Origin of the sequence: Sphingomonas sp. 1185 (assembly GCF_040544655.1) — a bacterium.
Classification (GTDB): Bacteria; Pseudomonadota; Alphaproteobacteria; order Sphingomonadales; family Sphingomonadaceae; genus Sphingomonas.
This window is the reverse complement of the sequence record NZ_JBEPKL010000037.1, coordinates 20,418-36,109: the sequence shown is the minus strand read 5'-3', so window position 1 is coordinate 36,109 and position 15,692 is coordinate 20,418. Positions and strand designations below refer to the sequence as shown.

Below are 15,692 nucleotides of genomic sequence, written 5' to 3'. Positions count from 1 at the left end.
CCTCACCCAGCTCCGACTAAGCCTTTGCTCTCGCAAAGACCAAGTCTGCGCAACCCTCTCCCCTCTGCGAGGGGCGAGGGAGGGAAAGGCATCGCGGAATGGCGATCGGCCCTGGGCATCAATCCAAAGGGCCGTTCAGCCTGAGCGAAGTCGAAGGCCACGCCCCGCCGCCGCCCACAAACCCCTTGCCCTCCCGCCCATTCCCGCTACACGCACCCCCAGCCAGAGGGCCGGGCGGCCGCGGCCTCGGGAAACCGGGGGCGAGGAAAGTCCGGGCTCCACGGAACGACGGTGCCGGGTAACGCCCGGCGGGGGCGACCCCAGGGACAGTGCCACAGAGAGCAGACGGCCACGGCTTCGGCCAGGTCAGGGTGAAAGGGTGCGGTAAAAGCGCACCGCGGGTCCGGTAACGGAAACGGCATGGCAAACCCCACCGGGAGCAAGACCGAATAGGGATGGCATGGCGCCTTCGGGCGTCGGGGTGTGTTCCCACCCGCTGTCCGGGTTGGTTGCTTGAGGCGATGTGCAAGCATCGTCCTAGAAGAATGGTCGCCCATCCGGCTTTGCCGGTGGACAGAACCCGGCTTACAGGCCCTCTGGCTGATCCTCGCGAACGGGCCCCGATCAGGAGCCCAGCGTGCTCGAATTGATGATGATATTCTTGCCCTGCGATTTGGCCGTGGGCGTGCCCTTGGCGATCAGGTCGACGACCTGGTCGGGGCGGGGCAGGGCGTTGAACGAGGGATAGCTGCTCGCGCTGGCGTCGACATCGTTCAGCCGCACCGTGTACGACCGGGTCTTGCGCTTTTCGATCTGGCTCATCAGGTCGGGAAAGACGTCGACCGTCCGCCCGGCATCGGCAAGCGCGATCATATAGCCGTCGCTATCGTCTCCCTCCCGGCGATAGACCCCGAACATGGTCGTGGCGATGCCGTCGCGGCAGAGCGGGGCGGCCGGCGCGACGGGTTCGGCCTTGGGGTTCGCCTTGTCCTTTTCGGCCTGATCCATGACGGCCGCGTTCATCAGGAGGGTGAACAGCGGATTGGAACTGCTCGACTTTTCCAGCTTGGCCTTGGGCAGATGCGCGAAGTCGGTCTGCGTCGCGCAAGGGGCGACCGGCGCCGCCGGGCCCGGATAAGCGGGGGTGGTCGCGATAGCGGGCTTCAGCGCGGCGATCATCTCGTCCATCCTGGCGTCAAGCGCGTTGGCGGTCAGCTTCTCGGCGGTCAGCCGCACGACCAGCAACCATTCGCCGATCGGCATGACCGCCAGCGAAGTGCTGCGATAGGGGCTGCTGAGCAGCGACCAGCTCTGGCGCAACGCCACTGCCGGGCCCGAGCCGCTCGGCGCGAAGGCGATTGGATCGGCGCTGGCGGGGGCGCCCTTGTCGAAATTCCGGCGCTCCTCGATCGCGATGCGCGAGCGGTCGAACCATAGCGGCACGCTGGGCACCGCCGGGTGGAACAGGAACAGCGTGGCGAAGACGCTCTTGTCCGGGCTTTCCAGCTTGACCGCGATGTCATGCTCGGTGGTGGTGGCGTCGGTGATCGCGACCCGGTTCAGCCCGGCGACGCTGGACCGGACGATCAGCCGCGTCTGGGCGTGCATCCAGCCCTTGTCGGCCGGAACCGCCAGATCGCGCGCCGAGGCCGTCCCCGTCACCATCGCCGCCGCCAGCGCCGCGCCATACCAGAACCGCATGTCATCCTCCCCCATGGATGACGCGGAGGCTAGGCGCTCCCCGGACTGCGATCAAGCGCGGTCAGACCAGGACCTTGTCCGGCCGCTCCAGCCCGTCGAGATCGGTGTCGGCGTCGATCTCCAGCAGGGTTTTGATATGCCCGTCGCGAATGTCGTAGACCCAGCCGTGCAGCCACAGCTCGCGCTTTTCGGCAAAGGCCTTCTGGATGGTGTCCAGCCGGGCGAGATGGCGCAGCTGCTCCATGACATTGACCTCGACCAGCCGGTTGACCTTGGCCGCCTCGTCGGGCTGCGCGTCGATCTCGTCGCGGTGGCGGTGGAGCACGTCGCGCGCATTGCCCAGCCATTGATCGACCGGCCCCTCGGTGCCGCCCTTCAGCGTCGCCAGCACCCCGCCACAGCCATGATGGCCGCACAGGATGACATGGCGGACCTTCAGCACGTCGACCGCATATTGCACGACCGACAACAGGTTCAGGTCGTCGTCATGGACGAGGTTGGCGATGTTGCGGTGCAGGAACATGCCCCCCGGCGGGGTCATCGTCATCTGCTCGGGCGTCACCCGGCTGTCCGAACAGCCGATCCACAGGAAATCGGGCTTTTGCCCCACGGTCTGCCGCTGGAAGAAGTCGACCTTCTCCTCGAGCAGTTCGGTCGCCCAGGCCTTATTGGCGAGCAGCAGCTGCTTATATTCCCTCATGCGTAGCGCACTCCGGTCGACGGGGCCTTGATCAGCGGCGCGGTCCGCTCGGCGACGTCGCTGCGCACGATCACGGTGATCCCGCGATAATTGGCGCCCTTGATGAAGGCATTGATGATGTCGACATTGTCCAGGTCGACATAGGAGGTCGAGGACAGGTCGATCAGCAGATTGGCGCCGTCCGGCACCTTGGCCAGCGCCTTCTGCAGCTCATACTTATGGATGAAGTACAGGTTGCGCCGCGCGCGGATCAGGCAGTCGCCATCGTCATAGGCATAGGTCAGCGCCGGGCGGAAATTGCGCGCCACGACGAAGACGAAGCCGACGGTCAGGCCGATCAGGATCCCGATCAGCAGGTCGGTGCGCAGGATCGCCAGGATGGTGACGATGAAGGGGATGAACTGGCTCCATCCCTGCTTGTACCGCTCGGTGAACAGCTTGGGCTTGCACAGCTTGTAGCCGGTGGCGATCAGCACGGCGGCGAGCGCGGCCAGCGGGATCAGGTTGAGCACCGCCGGGATCAGCGCGACCGAGATCAGCAACCAGGTGGCGTGCAGCATGGTCGACAGCTTGCTCTCCGCGCCCGAATCGACATTGGCCGAGGACCGCACGATCACCGAGGTGACGGGCAGGCCGCCGAGCAGGCCCGAGACGATGTTGCCGCCGCCCTGCGCCATCAGCTCCCAATTCTTGTCGGTGGTGCGACGGCGCGGATCGAGTTCGTCCACCGCCTTGACGCTGAGCAGCGATTCCAGGCTGGCGACGATCGCCAGCGTGATCGCGGTGGTCCACACCGCGCCCATGCCGATGGCGGAGAAATCGGGCAGCTGGAACTGGCCGACAAATTCCGACGCGCTGCCTGCGACCGGCACGCGGACCAGATGACTGCCCGCCAGCTGCCATTCGGGCCGCACCGCGCCCAGGACCATGTTGCCGACCACGCCGATCACCACCACGACCAGCGGACCGGGGAGCAGGCGCAACGGGCCCTGCTTGGGCTTGGCGTGATCCCACCAGAACAGGAAGGCCAGCGACACCGCGCCGATCAGCACCGCGCCGGGCGCGATGTCGCGGCTGACGCTGGACCAGAGATCGGTGAAGGTGTTGCCGCCCGCGCGGCTGGCATATTCGAAGCTGCCCTCGAAATCGCCGTCATAGCCGATCGCATGGGGAATCTGCTTCAGGATCAGGATCAGGCCGATCGCCGCCAGCATGCCCGTAATGACCGAGGAGGGGACGAATTCGGCCAGCACGCCCGACCGCGTGAAGGAAAAGGCGAGCTGGAGGACGCCCGCCAGCACCACCGCCAGCAGGAAGACCTGGAAACTGGGCAGCCGCTCGATCGCCTCGAACACGATCACGGTCAGGCCAGCGGCGGGCCCCGCGACCGACAGCGGCGACTTGGAGAGGAAGCCGACGACCAGCCCGCCGACGATCCCGGCGATCATGCCCGCGAAAGGCGGCGCGCCCGAGGCGACGGCGACGCCCAAACATAGCGGCAGCGCGACGAGCGCCACCACGATCGAGGCCGGCACGTCCGCTCTTGCGGTGGCCAGGAAGGAAGGACGCTCGGCCACGATCGCTCCGTGAATAAGTGGGTGCAGCATATGCCCGATACGGACGTGAACATATGATGACGTTCATGTCATGAACGAGCCGTGGTCGGACGGTCAAGCATTTCGCACGGCGATTTTGGCCGTGCATGACGCAAAGCAGCGCCACGATGCTTGCACCGCTGCGCAACTCGCCTAAATCGGCCGGGTGGCGCGATCTTCTACCCGATCCAACGACTGGGGTTTTCCTCGCTGGCGCAGCTATGGTGCGGCGCGGGAGGCCAAGCCTGTGCGAATCTGCGACCGGCATGGCTGCGACCAGCCGGGCAATTGCCCTGCGCCCAAATCGCCCAACAGCCCCGACCGCTGGTATTTCTGCGAGGCGCATGCCGCCGAGTATAATCGCGGCTGGGACTATTTTCAGGGGCTGAGCGCCGAGGAGGCCGCCGCGCGCGAGGCGTCCGAACGGCGGACCAGCGCGGGCTATGCCCAGTCCAAGCATCAGGCCTGGGCCGGGCCGGGCGACGGCACCCGCTCGCGCGACGAGATGCGCGCGCTCGAGGCGCTGGGGCTGGAGGCGGATGCCGAGTTCGACCTGATCCGCGCGACCTGGCGGGGGCTGGCCAAGGCCAACCATCCCGACATCCGTCCCAACGATCCCGACGCGGCCAAGAAATTCCAGCAGGTCCAGGCCGCCTATGAGGTCCTGCGCGCCGCCGAGGAGCGGCGGAGCTGGAAGCCCGAATGATCCGCCGCGCCAAGGCGGATTGGGAAGCGACGGTCCTGATCTGCGGCAAATGCTCGAAAAAGGTCGGCGGTGGCTTCGGCCCCAAGGGCAAGACCCCGCTGGCCAAGGCGCTGCGGCGGATCTTCGGCAAGGGGCGCAAGGCCTCGGTCGGGGTGATCGAGACCAAATGCCTGGGGCTGTGTCCGAAGAATGCGGTGACGCTGGTCGACGGACGGCGTCCGGGCGAATGGCTGGTGGTGACGCCGGACGAGGATGTCGAGGCGATCGCGGCACGACTGGGGGCTTAGGGTCTTAGCGGGGGCTCGGTGAGACCCCTTGCCCTCCCCCATCCCAGTTTCAGGTAAACGATGCCCCGCATCGTTTAGGTCATGCCGGGGGCATGACCGACTTGAAACTCGCCTGCGGGAGGGGAGCGGCCAGAGGCTTGGGCGTGGCCTTCGACTACGCTCAGGCTGAACGGGCGTTAGTAATAGGCCCGATTCCTTCGCTCCGTTCAGCCTGAGCGAAGTCGAAGGCCAAGGGTAAAACCCTCAATACCGCCCCGCCGTCTCCCGGATCAGCGCGATCATGTTCGGAATCCCCTGGGTCCGGTTGGAGCTCAGCTGGTTCTTCAGGTCGAACGGTGCCAGCTCGCCCTCGATATCGGTCGCCAGGATGTCGGCGGGCGTCCGGTCCTGCACCGTCTTGAGGACGAGGGCGATGATCCCCTTGGTGATCGCCGCGTTCGAGTCCGCCAGAAAGTGCAGCCCTTCGCCATCGCCCTTGGTCGGATAGACCCAGACCGAGGCCGAGCATCCCCGCACCAGCGTCGCGTCGGTCTTCAACGCCTCGGGCATCGGCTCCAGCGCGCGGCCGAGATCGATCAGCAGGCGATAGCGATCGTCGGCGTCGAGGAATTCATATTCGTCGCGGATTTCGGCAAGGTCGGACATGGCCATGTCCGCTACCCGGTGCATGCGCCGACGACAAGCCGATGGTCGCCGGTCGGTGGTGGGACGAGCAAGGGGAGGGCCATTCCCGCTTGTCCCGCGCCCCTTCTTACAGGTCGACGCCCGCCGCGATGGCTTCCAGCTTGCGGATGCGTTCCTTCAGGTCCGCCATCTCGATCCGCGACGAAGCGGAGCTTGCGGGCGGGTAGGGCATGTCGTGCGCGCGGTCGAACTCGCGGCTCTTCAGCTGCAACCAGCCGCGCCATCCGGCCAGCCCTGCGGTGACGATCATCGCCAGCCCCGCAAGGCCTGCGGTCGCGATCACGATGTAGAGATTGGTGTCGGTCATGATCCGGGCTCCCTGTCCGTATCAATGGGTGGATTAGCGGTCGCGCAGGCGCTCGATCTCGCGGTCGAGATCGATGCTCTTGTGCTGGTCGGTGATGACGCGTTCCAGAACCTGGATACGCTCCTTGAGCTGCTGGATCTCGCCGCGCAGCGCCTGGGTGTCGCGGGCCCCTTCGCCGCGTAGATGCTCGACGATGTCGAGGCCGGGCGAGCGGCGATGCTTGGATTTGAAGATGCTGGCGATCATGACGATCGCGACGATCATGACGACCATGAACTGTGATCCGGACATGGCGGAAACTCCCCTTTATTCTTGTTGTCAGTGTTCGATGCGGACGGGCGTTTCGCCCGGTGCTCGCAGGCCGTCTATCTCGTCGCTCAGCGTCAGGCCGCGATCGGTGACGATCCGTTCCAGCACCCGAACCCGCTGTTCCAGCTTCTCGGTCTGGGCCGCATATTGCGCGGCCTTCTCCGCGACCATCGAGGCTTCGGTGGCCAGCCGCTTTTCGCGATAGGCGAACCAGGGCTTCAGGAATACGCCGCCGATGATGGCGACCAGGCCGCAGCTGATGCCTAGGATCGGGATCAGAATGCCGAGGACGGGAACGATGTCCTTCATGATCCGCTCTCCCTCAGCGATCGCGCAGCGCGTCGATTTCGCGCGCGGTCCGCTCGGCGGGGTCGGTGGCGATGCGCTCCAGCACCGCGATCCGCTCCTCGAGGCGCGAGACCTGGCCGACCAGCTTCTGGTTCTCGGCGGTCAGCAGCTCGACCTTGCGTTCGTCGGCCATGCCGGTCTTGCCGACCATGCCGCCCCATTCGCCGTCCAGGCTGTACCCGTGCTTGGCACGGATCCAGGTGGTGACGACCCAACCGATCGTCGACATCGCGATGATCGCCAGGACGAAACCCGGTCCTCCCCAAGACATAATCCATACTCCCATAGGATAGTTGATGTGCAGGCCGGGCTCAGCGCAGGCTGTCGATCTCGTCGGCGAGCTGGCGGTTGCGGCTGGTGTAATGCAGTTCGATATCGGCGAGGCGGCGGTCGATGTCGCGGAACTTCGAGCGGACCTCGGCGGTCGAGCGGCGCGGATTGCTGCGCACGCCCTGCCAGAACTTGGCGTCCTCGTCCGACTGGTACAGGCCCAGCGGCTTGGCGTTCGCCATCCAGGCGATCAGCATATAGGCGATCGGGACCCAGGGCATGCCGACCCCGGTGATGGTCAGCAGGACCGCGGCGACGCGGACCCACATCACATCGACGCCGGTATAGTCGGCGATGCCCGAGCACACGCCCTTGAACTTGGCATTCTGCTTGTCGAGGTAGAAATTGGTGCGGCTGGCGGTCATCTCAATTCCTCCGATCGAGGCTGTAGTCGTGCTGGCCGAGGCGGCTTTCGGAGCGCCATTCGGACTGCGACAGGCCGGGTTTGAAGTTGGGATTGTCGGCGGCGACGATCCGCTCGACGGTGTGAAGCCGATCTTCGAGCCGCCGGGCGAGCATATGAAGCTCGTCGAGCAGCTGCTCGTCCTCATGGGTGATCTTCGGCGCCTGCTTCCACTTGGTGACATAGTGCAGGATCAGCCAGGGCAGCGCGACGAACAGCGAGACGAACAGGACGAAGGGGACAGCGACGTCGTCCATCTCACTCTCCCTTGTTCAGGCGCGCCTTGAGCGCGGCGAGTTCGGCATCGACCCGGTCGGAGGCGCGCAGCTCGGCGATTTCCTCCTCCAGCGTCTTCGGGCTGGCACCCAGGCCCAGCGCCTCGGCGCGACCCTCGGCCTCGTCCACCTTGCGCTCGAGGATGTCGAAGCGGCTGAACGCGTCATGCGTCTTGGGGCCGTTCCACATCTCGCGCAGGCGATAGCGGTTGTTGGCGCTTTCCAGACGGGTCTGGACCGCATTCTGCTTGGTCCGCGCCTCGCGCAGCTTGTTCTGCAGCTTGGCGATATCCTCTTCCGACGCGCGCAACGCATCGTCGAGCACCTGGACTTCGGCCTTCAGCTGGTCGGCCATGTCGGCGGCCTTCTGACGCTCGATCAGCGCGGCCTTGGCCAGATCCTCGCGGTCCTTCGACAGCGCCAGCTCGGCCTTTTCGGTCCAGCTGTCCTGAAGCTGGTCCAGCTTCAGGATGTGGCGGCGGATTTCCTTCTGGTCGGCGATCGTGCGGGCGGCGGAGGCGCGCACCTCGACAAGCGTTTCCTCCATTTCGAGGATGATCATGCGGATCATCTTCGCGGGGTCTTCCGCCTTGTCCAGCAGGTCGGCGAAATTGGCGGCGACGATGTCGCGGGTGCGGGAGAAAATGCCCATCGGATACTCCTTGATGGCGGAATGCGTGATTATGCGATCGGCGCCTCGATCGCTGCAACCGGGGCCGTGGCGGTGGCGACATGCGCGGGGGCGAGGGCGCCCATCAGGCAGGTGGCGCTCATCACGACGGTGCAGGCGATGGCGGCGATCTGGCGGGTGACGTTGGTGGCGAACATGGTGGAAACTCCCTGATCTTTTTGTTTCGGTCCGCTCGGTGGCGGGATGCCAGAAGCATTGCAGGGTGCGTGCCAATTTCAAAAATGGCGTAAAATCAACATTTTGTGAAATAGTTGCGGCGCGGCAACGATTGCGCCCTTGCCAAGGCTTGGGAAATTCCGCCACCTGTTGGGAATGGAGCGAACGAGTCAGGTCATCGGCCAGTCGGGGGCCTTTCTGGATGCGCTGGAACGGGCGAGCCGCGCCGCTGCGCTCGACCGCCCCGTGCTGGTCATCGGCGAGCGCGGGACCGGCAAGGAGCTGGTCGCCGAGCGTCTCCACCGCCTGAGCGGGCGATGGGACCAGCCGCTGGTCGTGATGAACTGCGCCGCGCTGCCTGAGTCGCTGATCGAGGCCGAATTGTTCGGCCATGAGGCGGGCGCCTTCACCGGCGCGACCAAGGCGCGCGCGGGGCGGTTCGAGGAGGCCAATGGCGGGACTTTGTTCCTGGACGAACTGGGCACGCTGTCGATGGCGGCGCAGGACCGGCTGCTGCGCGCGGTCGAATATGGCGAGGTGACGCGGATCGGCTCGTCGCGGCCGTTGCGGGTCGATGTCCGCATCGTCGCCGCGACCAACGAGCATCTGCCCGACAAGGTCGCCGCGCACCAGTTCCGCGCCGACCTGCTCGACCGGCTGTGTTTCGAGGTGGTGACGCTGCCGCCGCTGCGTGCGCGCAAGAGCGACATCATGGTGCTGGCCAATCATTTCGGGCGGCGCATGGCGGCCGAGATCGGCTGGAACGACTGGCCGGGTTTCGGGGCGGCGGCGACCGATGCGCTGATGGAGCATCGCTGGCCCGGCAATGTCCGCGAACTCCGCAACGTGGTGGAGCGCGCCGTCTATCGCTGGGACCGGGAGGGGCCGGTGGACGCGATCGAGATCGACCCCTTCCGCTCGCCCTATCGTCCGCAGGGCCAGTCGCCCGCCGCCGCGAAAAGCGAGGGGGCGGGGCAGGGGAGCGCCCCTGTGCCGCCCAACGACGGCGACGAGGTGGCGGCGTGCGAGGTCGGTCCGTCCGACTTCAAGTCGCGCGTGGCGCGGTTCGAGCGCGAGCTGTTGACCAAGGCGCTGGCCGACAATCGCTTCAACCAGCGGACGACCGCCGAGTCGCTGGGACTGTCCTATGACCAGCTTCGCCATGCGCTTCGTCGCCATGATCTGATCGGAACGGTTGCGTAACTCCGTTCGGGGAGCCATTTGAGACGCCCGGCGTTGCCACAGGCAAACCCCAAAGGAGCATTTACGATGGCTTTCGAACTGCCGCCCCTTCCGTACGACTATGACGCGCTGGAGCCGGTCATCTCCAAGGAGACGATGACCTTCCACCACGACAAGCACCATGCCGCCTACACCAACAAGCTGAACGAGGCGGTCGCGGCGGACTCGTCGCTCCAGGGCAAGTCGATCGAGGACATCCTGGCGACCATCTCGTCGGCCCCGGCGGTCGTCCGCAACAATGGCGGCGGCTTCTGGAACCATGACTTCTTCTGGAAGATCATGACCAAGCCCGGCACGACCCAGCCCTCGGGCAAGCTGGCCGAGGCGATCGAGGCGTTCGGCGGTCTCGACAAGCTGAAGGAAGAGTTCAACACCAAGGGCGCGGGCCAGTTCGGTTCGGGCTGGGCCTGGGTGATCGCGGATGCCCAGGGCAAGCTGAAGGTCACCTCGACCCCGAACCAGGACAACCCCCTGATGGACGTCGTCGCCGACAAGGGCACGCCGATCCTGGGGAACGACGTGTGGGAACACGCCTATTACCTGACCTATATGAACGACCGTCCGGGCTATCTGAAGGCCTGGTGGGACGTCGTGAACTGGGACGAGGCCGGTCGCCGGTACGAGGCGGCGGTCGCGTAATTTCGCGGCTATCCGGTTCGGATAAGGGAAAGGGCGGCTCCGCGAGGGGCTGCCCTTTTTGGTTTTGGTTCCTGTGCCCTGAAAATGTGCTCCACCCCGGCGAAGGCCGGGGCCCAGTTTCCACCAAGTCGAGGTTGTGCTGGAGCGGTGAGGGGGAGGCAAATGCCACCGGCCGCCATTGCCTCCCACGCGAAGTCTGACCGCGCCTCCCACCTCACCGCAACTGGGCCCCGGCCTTCGCCGGGGTCGTGCCGGGAGTGGGGAGGATCGTCACTCCACCGGCGGTTCGTCCACCTTGGCGGCGTCGGCATTCAGCCCATGCTTCAACAGCATCGGGATATTCGCGACGGCAAAGCCCAGCGTCAGCGGCATCGCGCCCCACAGCTTGAAGCCGACCCAGAAATCCCAGGTCGAGTTGCGCCACACCGCCTCGTTCAGCACCGCCATGAAGGCGAAGAAGATCGCCCAGTTGCGGGTCAGCTTGCGCCAGCCCTCGGGCGTCAGTCCCGAATAGACGCTGCCCAGCACCATCTGGATCAGCGGCCGCCCGGTCGCCAGCCCGAAGAACAGCATCGCCGAGAACATCGCATAGACGATGGTCGGCTTCATCTTGATGAAGCGCTCGTCGTGGAAATACAGGGTCAGCCCGCCGAACACGACCACCAGCGCGCCCGACAGCCACAACATCGGCGAGATGCGGCCCAGCTTCACCTTGCTGATGACCATCGACACCACGGTCGCCGCCATGAAGACGCCGGTGGCGACCAATACGCGGGTCAGCGGCCCCAGCGGCGCCAGGAAATTGACCGCGAAGAACAGGACCAGCGGGCCATATTCGATCCCTGCCTTCAGGCCGGCGCTCGCTTCCTTCTCGGGGGCGCTCATTTGCGGCCTCCCTCGATGCCTGCGATGATCCGGCTGACCTCGTTGGCGTCGAAGGGGCGCAGATCGGTCATGCCCTCGCCGACGCCGATCGCATGGATGGGCAGGCCGTATTTCTCCGCCGCCGCGACCAGCACGCCGCCGCGCGCGGTGCCGTCCAGCTTGGTCATGACCAGCCCGGTGACGCCCGCCACGTCCTTGAACACCTCGATCTGGTTGAGCGCGTTCTGGCCCGTGGTCGCGTCGAGGACCAGCAGGATGTCATGCGGCGCCTCGGGGTTGAGGCGGCCGAGCACGCGGCGGATCTTGGACAGCTCGTCCATCAGCTCGCGCTTGTTCTGGAGCCGCCCGGCGGTGTCGACGATCAGCACGTCGATGCCGGTCGCGGTCGCCTGCTTCACCGCCTCATAGACGATGCTGGCCGCGTCGCCGCCTTCCTTGCCCGACACGATCGGCACGCCGACCCGCTCGGCCCAGGTGGCGAGCTGGCCGATGGCGGCGGCGCGGAAGGTGTCGCCCGCCGCCAGCATCACGCCGTAATCCTGCTCCATGAACAGATGCGCCAGCTTGGCGATGGTCGTCGTCTTGCCCGACCCGTTGACGCCGATGACCAGGATCACCTGCGGACGGGGAAAGGCGTCGATCTCCAGGGGCGTGGCGACCTTGGCCAGCGCCTTTTCCACCTCCTCGGCGACGACCAGGCGGATGCCGAGGTCCTCCATATTCCGCTCGAAGCTGCCATCGGCCAGCCGGTTGCGGATATGGCCCGCCGTTTCGGGGCCGAGATCGGAGGCGATCAGCGCTTCCTCGATCTCGTCCAGTGTCTCCTCGTCGAGCCGTGCGGTGCCGAGCCCGGCGAGATTGCCGACCAGCCGGTCCGAGGTGCGACGGAAACCGCCGAGCAGCTTTTCGTGCCAGGAGGAGGAAGAACTCATGCCAATTGTCCGATCAGATGGGTTTCGGTCGCCGCCGTGACCCGAACGCGGGCGATGCTGCCCGGTTCGGCGGCGGGGGAAAAATGGATGTCGGCGAAGTCGGGCGCATGGCCGCGCGTGCCCGGCCGCTCGACCAGAACGTCGCGGGTCGCACCGACCTGGCGCGCCAGCCAGTCGCGGCGGCGGCGCGCGGCGGCTTCGCGAAGCTTGGCGGCGCGTTCGCGGCGCAGCGGGTGGGGCACTTGCGGCATCCGCGCGGCAGGGGTGCCGTCGCGCGCCGAATAGGGGAAGATATGCGCATGGACGATCCGACAATCGTCGATCAGCGCCAGTGTATCCGCCGCCATCGCCTCGTCCTCGGTCGGGAAGCCCGCGATCAGGTCCGCGCCGATCGCGATGTCGGGCCGCGCGGTCAGTAGCCGCTCGACGATCGCCACCGATTGTGCGCGGCTGTGGCGGCGCTTCATCCGCTTGAGGATCAGGTCGTTGCCCGCCTGGAGCGACAAATGGAGATGCGGCATCACCCGCGCCTCGCCGGTTACCAGATCGAACAGCCTATCGTCGATCTCGATCGAATCGAGCGAGGACAGGCGCAGCCGGGGCAGGGTGGGGACATGGGTCAGGATGCGTTCGACCAGCAGGCCTAGGCTGGGCTGGCCGGGCAGGTCATGGCCATAGCTGGTCAGATCGACCCCGGTCAGAACGACCTCCCGGTGCCCCAGTTCGACCGCGCGCGCGATGCGTTCGATCACCAGCCCGGCGGGCACCGAGCGGCTGGGACCGCGCCCGGTCGGGATGATGCAGAAGGTACAGGCATGGTCGCAGCCATTCTGAACCTCCACGAACGCCCGCGCATGGCCCGCAAAGGCGGCGGCCAGATGCGGCGCGGTCTCGACCACCCGCGACAGGTCGGCGACCAGCATGGGTTCGGCCGAGGCCCAGCTTTCGGGGCGCAGCTTGTCGGCATTGCCCAGCACGCGCGCCACCTCGGGCATGGCGGCGAAGCTGGCGGGGTCGATCTGCGCCGCGCATCCCGTGACCACGATCTGCGCATCGGGCCGCGCCTTGGCCGCGCGGCGGATCGCGGCGCGGGTCTGCTTGACGGCTTCGTTGGTGACGGCACAGCTATTGACGACGACCATGTCCCCCCGACCAGCGGCGAGCGCGCGGATCGTTTCGCTTTCGGCGATGTTGAGGCGACAGCCCAGACTGATGATCTCGGGCCCAGGGAGGGACGACATGATGGCCGATCTAGGGATGGATGAGGCACGTGTCCACGCGGAGACGCAGGACATTCTCGACTTCTGGTTCGCTCTGCCGCCCGAGAAGCATTTCGCGAAGGACGATGAACTCGACCGGATCATCGCCGAACGCTTCGGGGCATTGCGCGACCGGGTGCTGGCGACCGAGGCGATCGGCTGGCGCGACGATCCCGATACGCTGCTGGCCGCGATCCTGTTGCTCGACCAGTTTTCGCGCAATCTGCATCGGGGTTCTGCCCAGGCCTTTGCCGCCGATCCGCTGGCGCTCGACCTGTGCCTGACCGCGATCGATACGGGGTGGGAGGATCGTTATCCGGCCGAACGCCTGGCGTTCGTCTATATGCCGCTGATGCATGCCGAATCGCGCGCGATGCAGGATTTGAGCGTCGCCAAGTTCACCGAGCTGGGGCGCGAGACCAATCTCGCCTTCGCGCGGGATCACCGCGACGTCATCCGGCGCTATGGCCGCTATCCCAGTCGGAACGAGGCGCTCGGCCGGGCGACGACCGAGGCGGAGCGCGATTATCTCAGCCAGCCAGACGCGGGCTGGTAGGGGCGCTGGCGGCGATGCCGGCCAGCAGCCGCTTCTCCGCCAGCAACTGGCGCACCTGCGCCAGATCGAGCGGCGGGCCGTAAAGCGGCCCCTGGCCATGCGCGCAGCCGATCTCGCGCAGCCGCTCCTCGGTGCCGGCGTCGCGCAGCCCCTTGGCCGCGATCGGCAGGTGCAGGCTGTCGCCCAGTTGGACGATGGCGGTCACGATCGCGCTGCAATCGGGGTCGGCGATCATGTTGCGGATGAAGTCGGGGTCGATCCGCACCCGGTCGAAGGGCAGCGCGCGCAGATGGGCGAGGCTGGAATAGCCGCTGCCGAACGCGTCGAGCGCCAGGGCGATACCCTGGTTCTTCAGGCTGAGCACGATCGTCTGGGCCAGCGCCATATTGGCGAACAGCGCATGCTCGGTGATCTCGATCTCCAGCCGATGCGCGGGAAAGCCGCATTCGGTCAGCGTCTTGATGACCTTCTGTGCCAGCCAGGCGTCCTGGAACTGCGAGGCGGCCAGCGGGAAGGACAGGGTCAGCGACGGGTCCCAGTCGCGCGCGCTGGCCATGGCCTGTCGCATCAGCGCCAGCGAGACCTCGCCCGACAGGCCGCACGCCTCGGCGACCGGCATGAAGCGGTCGGCCGAGATACAGCCCAGCGTCGGATGATCCCAATGGCCCGACACCTCGAACCCGGTCAGGCGCGCGGTGCCCAGATCGACCTGCGCCTCGAAACGCGGGCAGATGTGGTTGTGCGCCAGCGCGATGCGCAGGTCGGCGATGATCGCGTTGCGTTCGGCCATCGCGCTTTCCATCGCGGGGTCGAACCATAGGGGCTTGCCGTCTCCGCGCGTCTTGGCGGCGATCAGCGCGAGATCGGCCTTGCGCACCAGCTGGTCGATCGTCGCCGACATCCCTTCGACCTGCGCCATGGCGATCGCGGCGCGGGGGGCGAGTTCCTGGTCGGTCAGCCGGACGGGCTGGCCCAGGCGGATCGCGAGCCGCTCGGCCAACCTGTCGATCCGGTCGCGGCCACGCGGCGCGACGGGTATGAGACAGCCGAAACAGTCGCCCTCGAACCGCGCCACTATCGCCTCGGACGGGGCCTCGTCGCGCAGGACCTTGGCGACATGCTGGAGCAGGGCGTCGCCCGCTTCATGGCCGAAGGAGCTGGCGATGGCGCGGAACCGGTCGATGTCGAGCAGGAGCAGCGCGACTCCGCGCTGGCGCCGATACGCCGTCGCGATCATCCGCTGCCCGGCGTCGTGGAAGAAGGGGCGGTTGGCCAGTCCGGTCAGCGGGTCGTGCTGGTCCGGCACACTCGTCCGGTTCGGACGCCTGGCGGGCAGGCGCCAATAGACGATGGTCAGCGCGATCGCGGCGGCGAACAGCACGATCTTGGCCGGGGTGTCATGGCCGAATTCGATCAGCAGGATGGCGATCGCGACCAGCAGCGCGCCACCCGCCACGGCCATGGCGAAGAACCGCGTCGAGGCGATCGGCTTGGCTGTGATGTCGGACGGACCCCGCATGGCGAATGGTTCGCATGTAAGGAGTGTACAACAGGTTAACGCCGCGATGTGGCGACCATGGCTTGCGCGCCTCCGGCTTTTGCCATAAGGACCCCGCCGAAGTTCCGTCGCGGAACGTGAAGAGAAGCGCCCAAGGGTGCACGCTGGCCGGCGAGGTTTCGCCCGCCG

At 66.5% G+C, this 15,692-nt stretch carries 21 protein-coding genes and 1 other RNA gene; 6 read left to right on the top strand and 16 right to left on the bottom strand.

Annotated features, from left to right (window positions below; genetic code table 11):
* Positions 1-222 precede the first annotated feature (222 nt).
* Positions 223-604: RNase P RNA component class A (gene rnpB / locus ABIC44_RS17945), an RNA gene on the top strand.
* Between the two features lie 20 nt (positions 605-624).
* On the opposite strand, the gene ABIC44_RS17940 is transcribed toward rnpB, so the two are convergent.
* The 3 genes from ABIC44_RS17940 to ABIC44_RS17930 all read right to left on the bottom strand — a co-directional run bounded on the left by ABIC44_RS17940 (position 625) and on the right by ABIC44_RS17930 (position 3,978).
* Positions 625-1,701: a hypothetical protein gene (locus ABIC44_RS17940; RefSeq protein WP_354296797.1), complete on the bottom strand. Its 1,077-nt coding sequence runs from the start codon at positions 1,699-1,701 to the stop codon at positions 625-627.
* Between the two features lie 61 nt (positions 1,702-1,762).
* A complete protein-coding gene (locus ABIC44_RS17935) occupies positions 1,763-2,401 on the bottom strand; it encodes a carbonic anhydrase (RefSeq protein ID WP_354296796.1) in 639 nt (212 codons plus the stop codon).
* A complete protein-coding gene (locus ABIC44_RS17930; protein WP_354296795.1) occupies positions 2,398-3,978 on the bottom strand; it encodes a SulP family inorganic anion transporter in 1,581 nt (526 codons plus the stop codon). Before ABIC44_RS17930 ends, ABIC44_RS17935 begins: the two co-directional genes overlap by 4 nt.
* Positions 3,979-4,162: 184 nt before the next feature.
* Here ABIC44_RS17930 and ABIC44_RS17925 point away from each other — a divergent pair, with 184 nt between their 5' ends.
* On the top strand, positions 4,163-4,702 hold the full coding sequence (locus ABIC44_RS17925) for a J domain-containing protein (RefSeq protein ID WP_307099963.1): 540 nt from the start codon (positions 4,163-4,165) through the stop codon (positions 4,700-4,702).
* Positions 4,699-4,989 carry a (2Fe-2S) ferredoxin domain-containing protein gene (locus ABIC44_RS17920; protein ID WP_354296794.1) on the top strand — a complete coding sequence of 97 codons (291 nt, stop codon included), beginning with the start codon at positions 4,699-4,701 and terminating at the stop codon, positions 4,987-4,989. The genes ABIC44_RS17925 and ABIC44_RS17920 overlap by 4 nt, the downstream gene beginning before the upstream one ends.
* A 243-nt stretch (positions 4,990-5,232) precedes the next feature.
* On the opposite strand, the gene ABIC44_RS17915 is transcribed toward ABIC44_RS17920, so the two are convergent.
* The 9 genes from ABIC44_RS17915 to ABIC44_RS17875 all read right to left on the bottom strand — a co-directional run bounded on the left by ABIC44_RS17915 (position 5,233) and on the right by ABIC44_RS17875 (position 8,473).
* The gene (locus tag ABIC44_RS17915) at positions 5,233-5,634 is read right to left on the bottom strand and encodes a SufE family protein (protein ID WP_307099959.1); all 402 of its coding nucleotides are present in this window, start codon (positions 5,632-5,634) and stop codon (positions 5,233-5,235) included.
* Between the two features lie 106 nt (positions 5,635-5,740).
* Positions 5,741-5,980: a hypothetical protein gene (locus ABIC44_RS17910; protein ID WP_307099956.1), complete on the bottom strand. Its 240-nt coding sequence runs from the start codon at positions 5,978-5,980 to the stop codon at positions 5,741-5,743.
* Between the two features lie 33 nt (positions 5,981-6,013).
* Positions 6,014-6,271 carry a hypothetical protein gene (locus ABIC44_RS17905; protein WP_307099954.1) on the bottom strand — a complete coding sequence of 86 codons (258 nt, stop codon included), beginning with the start codon at positions 6,269-6,271 and terminating at the stop codon, positions 6,014-6,016.
* A gap of 27 nt (positions 6,272-6,298) precedes the next feature.
* Positions 6,299-6,598, bottom strand: a complete 300-nt coding sequence (locus tag ABIC44_RS17900) for a hypothetical protein (protein ID WP_354296793.1) — start codon at positions 6,596-6,598, stop codon at positions 6,299-6,301.
* A gap of 13 nt (positions 6,599-6,611) precedes the next feature.
* Positions 6,612-6,908: a hypothetical protein gene (locus ABIC44_RS17895; protein ID WP_307099949.1), complete on the bottom strand. Its 297-nt coding sequence runs from the start codon at positions 6,906-6,908 to the stop codon at positions 6,612-6,614.
* Positions 6,909-6,948: 40 nt separating this feature from the next.
* Entirely contained in the window at positions 6,949-7,332 is a 384-nt protein-coding gene (gene pspC / locus ABIC44_RS17890) for an envelope stress response membrane protein PspC (RefSeq protein ID WP_307099947.1), read from the bottom strand.
* A 1-nt stretch (position 7,333) separates the two neighbouring features.
* On the bottom strand, positions 7,334-7,627 hold the full coding sequence (pspB, locus tag ABIC44_RS17885; protein ID WP_354296792.1) for an envelope stress response membrane protein PspB: 294 nt from the start codon (positions 7,625-7,627) through the stop codon (positions 7,334-7,336).
* Position 7,628: 1 nt separating this feature from the next.
* Positions 7,629-8,297 carry a phage shock protein PspA gene (pspA, locus tag ABIC44_RS17880; RefSeq protein WP_307099944.1) on the bottom strand — a complete coding sequence of 223 codons (669 nt, stop codon included), beginning with the start codon at positions 8,295-8,297 and terminating at the stop codon, positions 7,629-7,631.
* Positions 8,298-8,326: 29 nt separating this feature from the next.
* On the bottom strand, positions 8,327-8,473 hold the full coding sequence (locus ABIC44_RS17875) for a hypothetical protein (protein ID WP_307099942.1): 147 nt from the start codon (positions 8,471-8,473) through the stop codon (positions 8,327-8,329).
* Between the two features lie 175 nt (positions 8,474-8,648).
* On the opposite strand from ABIC44_RS17875, the gene pspF reads away from it, so the two are divergent.
* Both pspF and ABIC44_RS17865 read left to right on the top strand, forming a co-directional pair.
* Complete coding sequence (gene pspF, locus ABIC44_RS17870) at positions 8,649-9,695, top strand: phage shock protein operon transcriptional activator (RefSeq protein ID WP_309701660.1); 1,047 nt, start codon at positions 8,649-8,651, stop codon at positions 9,693-9,695.
* Between the two features lie 66 nt (positions 9,696-9,761).
* A complete protein-coding gene (locus ABIC44_RS17865) occupies positions 9,762-10,373 on the top strand; it encodes a superoxide dismutase (RefSeq protein WP_354296791.1) in 612 nt (203 codons plus the stop codon).
* 270 nt (positions 10,374-10,643) lie between these two features.
* Here ABIC44_RS17865 and ABIC44_RS17860 read toward each other — a convergent pair whose 3' ends face one another.
* From ABIC44_RS17860 to mtaB, 3 genes are read right to left on the bottom strand one after another with little or no spacing between them, the layout of a single operon-like run.
* Positions 10,644-11,258 carry a septation protein A gene (locus ABIC44_RS17860; protein ID WP_354296790.1) on the bottom strand — a complete coding sequence of 205 codons (615 nt, stop codon included), beginning with the start codon at positions 11,256-11,258 and terminating at the stop codon, positions 10,644-10,646.
* Positions 11,255-12,190 carry a signal recognition particle-docking protein FtsY gene (gene ftsY, locus ABIC44_RS17855; RefSeq protein WP_309696552.1) on the bottom strand — a complete coding sequence of 312 codons (936 nt, stop codon included), beginning with the start codon at positions 12,188-12,190 and terminating at the stop codon, positions 11,255-11,257. Before ftsY ends, ABIC44_RS17860 begins: the two co-directional genes overlap by 4 nt.
* A complete protein-coding gene (mtaB, locus tag ABIC44_RS17850; RefSeq protein ID WP_354296789.1) occupies positions 12,187-13,431 on the bottom strand; it encodes a tRNA (N(6)-L-threonylcarbamoyladenosine(37)-C(2))-methylthiotransferase MtaB in 1,245 nt (414 codons plus the stop codon). The genes ftsY and mtaB overlap by 4 nt, the downstream gene beginning before the upstream one ends.
* On the opposite strand from mtaB, the gene ABIC44_RS17845 reads away from it, so the two are divergent.
* Complete coding sequence (locus ABIC44_RS17845) at positions 13,430-14,005, top strand: DUF924 family protein (protein WP_354296788.1); 576 nt, start codon at positions 13,430-13,432, stop codon at positions 14,003-14,005. The two genes, mtaB and ABIC44_RS17845, sit on opposite strands and share 2 nt — an antisense overlap.
* On the opposite strand, the gene ABIC44_RS17840 is transcribed toward ABIC44_RS17845, so the two are convergent.
* Positions 13,980-15,524, bottom strand: a complete 1,545-nt coding sequence (locus tag ABIC44_RS17840) for a putative bifunctional diguanylate cyclase/phosphodiesterase (RefSeq protein WP_354296787.1) — start codon at positions 15,522-15,524, stop codon at positions 13,980-13,982. The genes ABIC44_RS17845 and ABIC44_RS17840 overlap by 26 nt on opposite strands.
* Between the last annotated feature and the right edge of the window lie 168 nt (positions 15,525-15,692).